This window comes from Labrys sp. WJW, assembly GCF_001676615.1.
GTDB lineage: Bacteria > Pseudomonadota > Alphaproteobacteria > Rhizobiales > Labraceae > Labrys > Labrys sedimenti.
This window is the reverse complement of sequence record NZ_LYXZ01000066.1, coordinates 1-9,696: the sequence shown is the minus strand read 5'-3', so window position 1 is coordinate 9,696 and position 9,696 is coordinate 1. Positions and strand designations below refer to the sequence as shown.

Sequence of the window (9,696 nt, the reverse complement as noted above, 5' to 3'; positions counted from 1 at the left end):
GATCGTGCCGATCGCCATGGAAGAGAAGCTGCGCTTCGCCATCCGTGAAGGCGGTCGTACCGTCGGCGCCGGCGTCGTCGCCGCCATCATCGAATAAGCCCGGGCGAAAGCTCGAGTTTGAAGCGGCGCAGCCTTGGCTGCGCCGTTTTTGTTTGTATTGCTGGCTCCACCCGCATTCGAGGAACAGGTCATGATCGTCGTCACCACCAATGATCTCCCAGGCTACCGTGTCGTGAAGCATTTCGGCGTGGTGCGTGGCATCACCGTGCGTTCGCGCAGCGTGATCGGCAATATTGGCGGCGCCATTCAATCGGTCTTCGGCGGCAAGCTGTCTGTCTATACCAACCTGGCGGAAACGGCCCGGCAGGAGGCTTATGAGCTTCTGGTGCGCCATGCCGAGGAGATGGGCGCCAATGCCATCATCGCCATGCGCTACGATGCCAATGAGATCATGGACGGAATCACCGAGGTGCTGGCTTACGGCACTGCGGTGGCCGTCGAGCCGGTTTGAGTGAGGTAGAGGCAGCGGAAGCCTGAAAAGGCGCCACAAAAGGGCGGCGAGCGCGGGTCGGCCGGACTTCTGCCCGGTCGGCGATGAAAATTTACATGATCATCCCCATCTGTGGGATTGCGCCAAATCATTTGCGCGGCTATGTAGGCGCCGCGCGAGCAACGCGTAGGGGTATAGCTCAGCTGGTAGAGCGACGGTCTCCAAAACCGTAGGTCGCGGGTTCGATCCCTGCTGCCCCTGCCAATTTACGCGGATGAGGCGTTCAGCTTTTTTCGCTCTGTCATGAAAGCCGGGGGATGGGGCTTGGCCGCACCCTCGGTTTTGTGTTGGCAAAAACGGCCGGACAGGATTTGCAAGCCCGCAGGGCGGGGTGGCAAGGCCTGCGAGGTTCACAGTCGTCGCAGAGCCTGGCTGGTCGGATCATCTCCGCATCCGCCATGCTCCGCTCAGGCCCGGTCTTGCATTTGCGAGGCAGGATTTCGAAATGAGTGCCGGAACAATCTTGTTTCGGTCAAGGCGGTAGAACGATGGCAAAGACGACTCCGATGGAGTTCTTGCGACAGGTTCGCAATGAAACGAACAAGGTCACCTGGCCCACCCGCCGGGAGACCATGATCACGGCCCTCATGGTCGTCATCTTCACCATCGCCATGGCCATCTTCTTTTCGATCACGGATGCCGTTTTGATCCGTGTCGTCTCCTTCATCGTGAATCTGGGCCGCTAGGGAAATCCATAATGGCCAAGCGCTGGTATATCGTTCACGCCTATTCCAACTTCGAGAACAAGGTCGCGCAGTCGATTCGCGAGCAGGTCGCCCAGCGTGGGCTCTCCGACCTGTTCGAAGAAATCCTGGTGCCGACCGAGAAGGTCGTCGAGGTTCGCCGTGGCCGCAAGGTCGACACCGAACGCAAGTTCTTCCCCGGCTATGTGCTGGTGAAGTGCGACCTGACGGACGAGGTGCATCACCTCATCAAGAACACGCCGAAGGTCACCGGCTTCCTGGGCGCCGACAAGGCCAAGCCCGTGCCGATTCCCGACCGTGAGGCGGAACGCATCAAGGGGCAGGTCGCCGACGGCGTCGAGCGTCCCAAGCCCTCCGTCAGCTTTGAAGTCGGTGAACAGGTCAAGGTGGCCGACGGCCCCTTCGCCTCCTTCAACGGCATCGTCGAGGAAGTCGACGAGAGCCGCGCCCGCCTCAAGGTGGCGGTTTCCATTTTCGGCCGGGCCACCCCGGTCGAACTCGAATACGGGCAGGTCGAAAAGGTCTGATCCCGTACGCGGGAGGGGAAGCAGGGCCATCGCCGCCTTGCCGAGCCGAACCGCGAAACTCCGGCCATCGCATTGGTGGCCAGCCATCGGAGACGATGGCCGACAACCGCGGGGCAACCCGCATAGGAGCAACAAATGGCGAAGAAAATTACGGGCTACGTCAAGCTTCAGGTTCCGGCCGGCGCCGCGAACCCGTCGCCGCCCATCGGTCCCGCGCTCGGTCAGCGCGGCCTGAACATCATGGAATTCTGCAAGGCCTTCAATGCGAAGACCGCGCAGATGACCAAGGGCATGCCGATCCCGGTCATCATCACGGCCTATCAGGACCGTTCCTTCACCTTCGAACTGAAGCTTCCCCCGGTGTCCTACTGGGTCAAGGAAGCTGCCGGCATCAAGTCCGGTTCGCAGACCCCCGGCAAGGGCGCCAAGGCTGGCAAGATCACGATCGCCCAGATCCGTGAGATCGCCGAGAAGAAGCTGCCCGATCTCAACTGCGATTCGGTTGAGGCCGCCATGGCCATGGTGAAGGGTTCCGCCCAGTCGATGGGCCTCGAGATCGTCGGGTGATATGATGGCACATCAAGGAAAGCGTATCCGCGCGGCCAAGGAAGGCATTGACCGCATCAAGCTTTACGGTCTGGACGAGGCTGTGGCCCTGATCAAGGACCGCGCCAAGGCCAAGTTCGACGAGACCGTCGAGATCGCCATGAACCTGGGCGTTGACCCCCGCCATGCCGACCAGATGGTCCGCGGCGTGTGCAACCTGCCCAACGGTTCGGGTCGTACCCTGCGCGTGGCGGTGTTCGCCCGCGGCGCCAAGGCTGACGAAGCTCGCGCTGCCGGTGCCGACGTGGTCGGCGCCGAGGATCTCGTCGAGATCGTCAACGGCGGCAAGATCGACTTCGATCGCTGCATCGCCACCCCCGACATGATGCCGCTGGTCGGCCGTCTGGGTAAGGTGCTCGGCCCGCGCGGCATGATGCCGAACCCGAAGGTCGGTACGGTGACCATGGACGTCACCGGTGCCGTGCAGGCTTCGAAGGGCGGCGCCGTCGAGTTCCGCGTCGAGAAGGCCGGCATCGTGCACGGTGCTGTCGGCAAGGCTTCGTTCACGGCCGAGAAGCTGGCCGAGAACATCAAGGCTTTCGCCGACGCCGTGGTCAAGGCCAAGCCGACCGGCGCCAAGGGCACCTATGTCCAGCGCGTCGCCCTGTCCTCGACCATGGGCCCGGGCGTGAAGATCGATCCGGCCAGCGTGCTCAGCGCCTGATCGACCTGACAGGTTGAAATCAAGAACCCCGCCGAAGCAGCTTCGGTGGGGTTTTTTTATGCATCTCTTCTCCTCACCGGAAACAGTATGTTTCGACGCAGATTTCTCGCGCTTTTGGGAAGCGCCGCCATGACGGTAGCGGCTCCAGGTGCGAACACCAAGGAACTCGATTACAGCAAGCTTCGGCAACTGGATGCGGAAGATCTGGCTGAGCAGGGCATGAAGACCGCCTATGAGGCGCTTGCGCCCGACCTCAGGCATCATGGCATTGAGCCTGCCGCTATGGCAGAGGAGATTGACCCGGACGCTCCGAGTTATGCCGTGCATGTCGGGGGCCGGAAATATGTCGTCTACTCCCCACAGGTGTCGTCGCCGGGATATCAGTCATGGGGAAGGGCTACTTATCTCTTTTTCAAGATCGTCAATGACCAACTCGCAGCAGCCCACTCGAACCTGCGTTTCTATGCCATCAATGATGGTAATGATCTTGGCGGCCTCCTCCTGACGTCGAACGACGCTGTGGCTGCCGGAAATTCACTGTCCCGAAGGCGCGATTGGCCTTATATTCCGGATGATCTTGCGCCGTGGTATGGGCTCTTTCATTGACAACTGTGACGATCGCTTGATTACCGATAGGTGGGGCTTTTGCCGCGGCCGTAAGCCAGAGCGCTTCGATGCGCACTGGAAAAAGCCGACATGCTGCAAATTCCCCCTTGGCAATTCGCCCGGGAGGGACTATATCGCGGTTCTCACTGAACTGATCAAAGGTTCATGACCCTGGGATGTGTAAACAGCCCGGGATTTTTGCTGTCCGAAGCAATTTGGACGGCTGACTGGCCGGCTGGGTTTTCGAACCTTGACGGCCATGTCCTGTCCGAGACTGCAGGCGCAGGGAAACCTGCTTAATTGCCAGGAGAGGCCGTTAAAAGCGCTCCTTTTGGCCTGCATAGACGGGGAAGACCGGTTTTCGGTGTCCGCCTCGCGGCTGCCTCGTGAATTGGTTCGATCCGGCTCACTCGTCCTGATGGTCTGTGTCATTTTGACGCAGGCATGACGGCGAGGGACAGGCAATCGAGCGTCGCCTTCGCCAAGGCCCCGGTTCGCCGGTGCCCGGAAGGCGGCAAGTGCAACGGTCGGCTTTCCCACCAATTTCGGAAAGCTGCAACCGGAGAGAGCAACGTGGAAAGAGCGGAAAAGCAGGAGTTCATCGGCTTTCTCCAGGAGGTCTTCACGACCACTGGGGTTGTCGTCGTAGCTCACTATTCCGGCCTGACCGTCGCCCAGATGCAGAACCTGCGCAAGCAGATGAAGCAGGCTGGCGCGACTGTGAAGGTCGCGAAGAACCGCCTCGCCAAGATCGCTCTTGATGGCACGGATGTGGCCTCTATCGCGCCCCTCATGAAGGGCCCGACCCTGATCGCTTATTCGAGCGATCCGGTGGCTGCACCCAAGGTCGCCGTCGATTTCGCCAAGGCCCACGACAAGTTCGTGATCCTCGGCGGCGCGATGGGCAAGACCTCTCTGGACCAGAACGGTGTCAAGGCGCTTGCGACCTTGCCGTCTCTGGACGAACTGCGCGCCAAGCTGATCGGCCTCATCCAGGCCCCGGCTACCAAGATCGCTCAGGTCGTCAACGCACCGGCTGCCAAGCTGGCTCGCGTGTTCGGAGCCTATGCCAAGCAAGACGAAGCGGCGTAAGGCCGTTCGCAACCCGATTAAACCGGTACGAACCAAAACCAAGGATTATGGACAATGTCCAAGATTGAAAAGCTTGTTGAAGACCTGTCGAGCCTGACCGTGCTCGAGGCTGCCGACCTCGCCAAGGCCCTGGAAGAGAAGTGGGGCGTTTCGGCTGCTGCGGCTGTTGCCGTCGCTGCTGCTCCTGGCGCTGCTGCCGCTGCTCCGGCTGCTGAAGCCCAGACCGAGTTCACCGTCGTTCTGGCTGCTGCCGGCGACAAGAAGATCGAGGTCATCAAGGAAGTCCGCGCGATCACCGGCCTCGGCCTCAAGGAAGCCAAGGACCTGGTCGAAGCTGCTCCGAAGCCGGTCAAGGAAGCCGTTGCCAAGGAAGAAGCCGACAAGATCAAGGCCGCCCTCGAGAAGGTCGGCGCCAAGGTCGAGCTCAAGTAAGAGAGCTTGCTTCAGGCGTTTTGGCTCCGGGGTTTTCCCCCGGGGCCTTTTCGGCGTTTTAGGCCAGCCTCCATCAGGACCTGGCCTGGGCGCCGGAACGGCGGACCAGAGAATCTTCGAGGCACAGCCTCCTGGGATTTTCCGGTCTGCCGTGACGAGAACGGTAAAGGCCGGGTGTGCCGGCCGGAAGTTTCAGCGTCGGTCCGCGACAGCGGGGCGGTGCCAGGCGGGGAAGGAACATCTTCCTCGCGCAATCAATGCCTGCAGGAGCGGCGCGGTGGCGCTGGGCTTGCTTGAAAGGACGAGGACCACATGGCTCAGACGACCAATGCCCGCAAGCGCGTCCGCCGGTTTTTCGGAAAGATCCGCGAAGTCGCGACGATGCCGAACCTGATCGAGGTTCAGAAGGCTTCCTATGACCAGTTTCTCCAGGTCTTTGAGCCAGATGGCGGGCGGACGGATGAGGGATTGCAGACCGTCTTCAAGTCGGTCTTCCCGATCTCGGACTTTTCCAACAAGGCGATGCTCGAATTCGTCCGCTATGAATTCGAAGCGCCGAAATATGACGTCGACGAGTGCCGCCAGCGTGGCATGACCTTCGCCGCACCCCTCAAGGTGACGCTGCGCCTGATCGTGTTCGATGTCGACGAGGAAACCGGCGCCCGCTCCGTCAAGGACATCAAGGAGCAGGATGTCTACATGGGCGACATGCCGCTCATGACCTCGAATGGCACCTTCATCGTCAACGGCACCGAGCGCGTCATCGTCTCCCAGATGCACCGTTCGCCGGGCGTGTTCTTCGATCACGACAAGGGCAAGACCCATTCCTCGGGCAAGCTCCTGTTCGCGGCCCGCATCATTCCCTATCGCGGTTCCTGGCTCGACATCGAATTCGATGCCAAGGACATCGTGCATGCCCGTATCGACCGCCGCCGCAAGATCCCGGTCTCCTCGCTGCTGTTCGCCCTCGGCATGGACGGCGAGGAAATTCTGCGCACCTTCTACAATTCCATCACCTATGTCCGCGACAAGGATGGCTGGCGCGTTCCCTACGACTGGAACCGTCTGAAGGGCGTCAAGCCGACCACCGACTTCATCGACGCCGATACCGGCGAGATCGTGGTCGAGTCCGGCAAGAAGCTGACGGCGCGTTCGGCACGCGCCCTGGCCGAGAAGGGCCTCAAGGCCCTGCGCGTCACGGATGAGGACCTGATTGGCCGCTATGTCGCCGAGGACATCGTCAATCTGAACACCGGCGAGATCTATCTGGAAGCCGGCGACGAGCTCAGCGAGAAGAACCTCAAGCTGCTCGGCGACGAGGGCTTCGACGAGATCCCGGTGCTCGACATCGACCACGTCACTGTTGGCGGCTACATCCGCAACACGCTGGCTGTCGACAAGAACAACTCGCGCGAAGAGGCCCTGTTCGACATCTATCGCGTGATGCGTCCGGGCGAGCCGCCGACCATCGACTCCGCCGAGGCGATGTTCCAGTCGCTCTTCTTCGATGCCGAGCGCTACGACCTCTCCTCGGTCGGCCGCGTCAAGATGAACATGCGTCTCGACCTCGACGCCGAGGACACCGTGCGCGTGCTGCGCAAGGATGACATCCTGGCCGTGGTCAGGACGCTGGTGGACCTGCGCGACGGCAAGGGCGAGATCGACGACATCGACCATCTCGGCAACCGCCGCGTGCGTTCGGTCGGCGAACTGATGGAAAATCAGTATCGCGTCGGCCTTCTGCGCATGGAGCGCGCCATCAAGGAGCGCATGTCCTCGGTCGACGTCGACACCGTGATGCCGCAGGACCTGATCAACGCCAAGCCGGCGGCTGCCGCCGTGCGCGAGTTCTTCGGTTCCTCGCAGCTCTCGCAGTTCATGGACCAGACCAACCCGCTGTCGGAAATCACCCACAAGCGCCGCCTGTCGGCCCTTGGCCCGGGCGGTCTGACCCGCGAGCGTGCCGGCTTCGAAGTCCGCGACGTGCATCCCACGCATTATGGCCGCATCTGCCCGATCGAGACGCCGGAAGGCCCGAATATCGGTCTGATCAACTCGCTGGCTACCTTTGCGCGCGTCAACAAGTACGGCTTCATCGAGGCGCCCTATCGTCGCGTCCGCGACAGCAAGGTCACGCCCGAGGTCGTCTATCTGTCGGCGATGGAAGAGGGTAAGTACTACGTCGCCCAGGCCAACATCCCGGTCGACCAGGAAGGCCGCCTCACCGAGGACTTCGTGGTCTGCCGCCATGCCGGCGAGAACGTCATGGTCACGCCCGACCGCGTCGACTACATGGACGTGTCGCCCAAGCAGCTCGTCTCCGTCGCTGCGGCGCTCATTCCCTTCATCGAGAATGACGACGCCAACCGCGCGCTGATGGGTGCCAACATGCAGCGTCAGGCCGTGCCGCTGGTGCGCGCCGATGCGCCGTTCGTCGGCACCGGCATGGAGAGCGTGGTGGCCCGCGACTCGGGCGCCGCGATCGCCGCCCGCCGCACCGGCATCGTCGACCAGATCGACGCGACGCGTATCGTCATCCGCGCCACCGCCGATCTCGATCCGACCCAGTCGGGCGTCGACATCTACCGCCTGATGAAGTTCCAGCGTTCCAACCAGTCGACCTGCATCACGCAGAAGCCGCTGGTGCGCGTGGGTGACGTGGTCAGGAAGGGCGACATCATTGCCGACGGTCCTTCGACCGAGCTCGGCGAGCTGGCGCTCGGCCGCAACGTCCTCGTCGCCTTCATGCCCTGGAACGGCTACAACTTCGAGGACTCCATCCTGCTCAGCGAGAACATCGCCAAGGAGGACGTGTTCACCTCGATCCACATCGACGAGTTCGAAGTGATGGCCCGCGATACCAAGCTGGGTCCGGAAGAAATCACGCGCGACATTCCGAACGTCTCGGAAGAAGCGCTGAAGAACCTGGACGAAGCCGGTATCGTCTATATCGGTGCCGAAGTGCAGGCAGGTGACATCCTGGTCGGCAAGATCACGCCGAAGGGCGAGAGCCCGATGACGCCGGAAGAAAAGCTCCTGCGCGCCATCTTCGGCGAAAAGGCCTCCGACGTGCGCGACACCTCGCTGCGCGTGCCCCCGGGCGTCACGGGCACCATCGTCGAAGTGCGCGTGTTCAACCGCCACGGCGTCGACAAGGACGAGCGCGCCCAGGCGATCGAGCGCGAGGAGATCGAGCGCCTGGCCAAGGACCGCGACGACGAGCAGGCGATCCTCGACCGCAACGTCTATCAGCGTCTCGTCGAGATGCTAGAAGGCAAGGCGGCGATCGGCGGGCCGAAGGGCTTCAAGAAGGAGACGGTGCTCACAGCCGACGTGATGCAGGAGTATCCGCGCTCGCAGTGGTGGAACTTCGCCGTGGCCGACGACGCTCTGATGAGCGAAGTCGAGGCCATGCGCAAGCAGTACGACGAATCCAAGAAGCGCCTCGAACAGCGCTTCCTGGACAAGGTCGAGAAGCTGCAGCGCGGCGACGAGCTGCCGCCCGGCGTGATGAAGATGGTCAAGGTCTTCGTCGCCGTGAAGCGCAAGATCCAGCCGGGCGACAAGATGGCCGGCCGGCACGGCAACAAGGGCGTGGTTTCGCGCATCATGCCGATCGAAGACATGCCCTTCCTTGAGGATGGCACGCCGGTCGACATCGTGCTCAACCCGCTGGGCGTGCCAAGCCGCATGAACGTCGGTCAGATTCTCGAAACCCATATGGGTTGGGCGGCTGCCGGCCTCGGCAAGCTCGTCGGCCAGGCCATCGATGCCTACAAGAAGGGCAAGGGGGCTAGCCAGCTCAAGAATACGCTCGACCGCATCTACGGCAACAACGAGGAAATCGAGTCCATGGACGAGCGTGAGCTCGTCGACATGTCCTCGACGCTTCGCCGCGGCGTGCCGATCGCGACCCCGGTCTTCGACGGTGCCAAGGAAAGCGACATCGTCGACTTCCTCAAGATGGCTGGCCATGACGCTTCGGGGCAGGTGCAGCTCTATGACGGGCGCACGGGCAACCCCTTCGACCGCAAGGTGACAGTCGGCTACATTTACATGCTGAAGCTGCACCATCTGGTCGACGACAAGATCCACGCCCGTTCGATCGGTCCGTACTCGCTGGTCACGCAGCAGCCGCTGGGTGGCAAGGCGCAGTTCGGCGGCCAGCGCTTCGGCGAAATGGAGGTGTGGGCCCTCGAAGCCTATGGCGCCGCCTACACGCTGCAGGAGATGCTCACCGTCAAGTCCGACGACGTGGCGGGCCGTACCAAGGTCTACGAGGCCATCGTGCGCGGCGACGACACCTTCGAAGCGGGCATCCCGGAATCGTTCAACGTTCTGGTCAAGGAAATGCGTTCGCTGGGTCTCAACGTCGAGCTCACCGGCCTGCGCAACGCCGATCAGATGCTGCCGCCGGCCGAGGCTGCCGAGTGACATTGCCCGGGAGGCGGGTCTTCGGACCCGCCGTGACCGTGCCGCGAATGAGGCGGGGCTGAAGACCCGCCCCCCCATTTT

General features: G+C 62.2%; 9 protein-coding genes, 1 tRNA gene and 1 pseudogene. All 11 read left to right on the top strand.

The features are described from left to right. Window positions 1–97, top strand: a pseudogene (locus BA190_RS35545) (elongation factor Tu); the annotation flags it as partial. A gap of 93 nt (window positions 98–190) precedes the next feature. Continuing rightward, window positions 191–511, top strand: coding sequence for a YbjQ family protein (locus tag BA190_RS31110; protein ID WP_068297496.1), 321 nt, complete (start codon window positions 191–193; stop codon window positions 509–511). 167 nt (window positions 512–678) lie between these two features. Further along, a tRNA-Trp gene (locus tag BA190_RS31105) sits at window positions 679–754 on the top strand. 284 nt (window positions 755–1,038) lie between these two features. Further along, window positions 1,039–1,236, top strand: coding sequence for a preprotein translocase subunit SecE (secE, locus tag BA190_RS31100; RefSeq protein WP_068297493.1), 198 nt, complete (start codon window positions 1,039–1,041; stop codon window positions 1,234–1,236). Window positions 1,237–1,247: 11 nt separating this feature from the next. Continuing rightward, window positions 1,248–1,781 (top strand): transcription termination/antitermination protein NusG, encoded by a 534-nt coding sequence (gene nusG, locus BA190_RS31095; protein ID WP_068297490.1) that lies wholly within the window; start codon window positions 1,248–1,250, stop codon window positions 1,779–1,781. Between the two features lie 135 nt (window positions 1,782–1,916). Continuing rightward, on the top strand, window positions 1,917–2,348 hold the full coding sequence (rplK, locus tag BA190_RS31090; protein ID WP_068297487.1) for a 50S ribosomal protein L11: 432 nt from the start codon (window positions 1,917–1,919) through the stop codon (window positions 2,346–2,348). Window positions 2,349–2,352: 4 nt separating this feature from the next. Continuing rightward, window positions 2,353–3,051 (top strand): 50S ribosomal protein L1, encoded by a 699-nt coding sequence (rplA, locus tag BA190_RS31085; RefSeq protein WP_068297499.1) that lies wholly within the window; start codon window positions 2,353–2,355, stop codon window positions 3,049–3,051. A 129-nt stretch (window positions 3,052–3,180) separates the two neighbouring features. After that, entirely contained in the window at window positions 3,181–3,657 is a 477-nt protein-coding gene (locus BA190_RS31080) for a hypothetical protein (protein WP_082980165.1), read from the top strand. Between the two features lie 573 nt (window positions 3,658–4,230). After that, the gene (gene rplJ, locus BA190_RS31075; protein ID WP_068297481.1) at window positions 4,231–4,749 is read left to right on the top strand and encodes a 50S ribosomal protein L10; all 519 of its coding nucleotides are present in this window, start codon (window positions 4,231–4,233) and stop codon (window positions 4,747–4,749) included. Window positions 4,750–4,803: 54 nt separating this feature from the next. Next, window positions 4,804–5,181 (top strand): 50S ribosomal protein L7/L12, encoded by a 378-nt coding sequence (gene rplL, locus BA190_RS31070; RefSeq protein ID WP_068297478.1) that lies wholly within the window; start codon window positions 4,804–4,806, stop codon window positions 5,179–5,181. A gap of 312 nt (window positions 5,182–5,493) precedes the next feature. Continuing rightward, window positions 5,494–9,615, top strand: a complete 4,122-nt coding sequence (rpoB, locus tag BA190_RS31065) for a DNA-directed RNA polymerase subunit beta (protein WP_068297475.1) — start codon at window positions 5,494–5,496, stop codon at window positions 9,613–9,615. The last annotated feature ends 81 nt before the right edge of the window (window positions 9,616–9,696 follow it).

Bases quoted from the DNA above. Each gene is read 5' to 3' on its own strand.
- BA190_RS31110 (WP_068297496.1), top strand. From the start codon at position 191: ATGATCGTCGTCACCACCAATGATCTCCCAGGCTACCGTGTCGTGAAG.
- rplL (WP_068297478.1), top strand. From the start codon at position 4,804: ATGTCCAAGATTGAAAAGCTTGTTGAAGACCTGTCGAGCCTGACCGTG.
- BA190_RS31080 (WP_082980165.1), top strand. From the start codon at position 3,181: ATGACGGTAGCGGCTCCAGGTGCGAACACCAAGGAACTCGATTACAGC.
- rplA (WP_068297499.1), top strand. From the start codon at position 2,353: ATGGCACATCAAGGAAAGCGTATCCGCGCGGCCAAGGAAGGCATTGAC.
- nusG (WP_068297490.1), top strand. From the start codon at position 1,248: ATGGCCAAGCGCTGGTATATCGTTCACGCCTATTCCAACTTCGAGAAC.
- secE (WP_068297493.1), top strand. From the start codon at position 1,039: ATGGCAAAGACGACTCCGATGGAGTTCTTGCGACAGGTTCGCAATGAA.
- rpoB (WP_068297475.1), top strand. From the start codon at position 5,494: ATGGCTCAGACGACCAATGCCCGCAAGCGCGTCCGCCGGTTTTTCGGA.
- rplK (WP_068297487.1), top strand. From the start codon at position 1,917: ATGGCGAAGAAAATTACGGGCTACGTCAAGCTTCAGGTTCCGGCCGGC.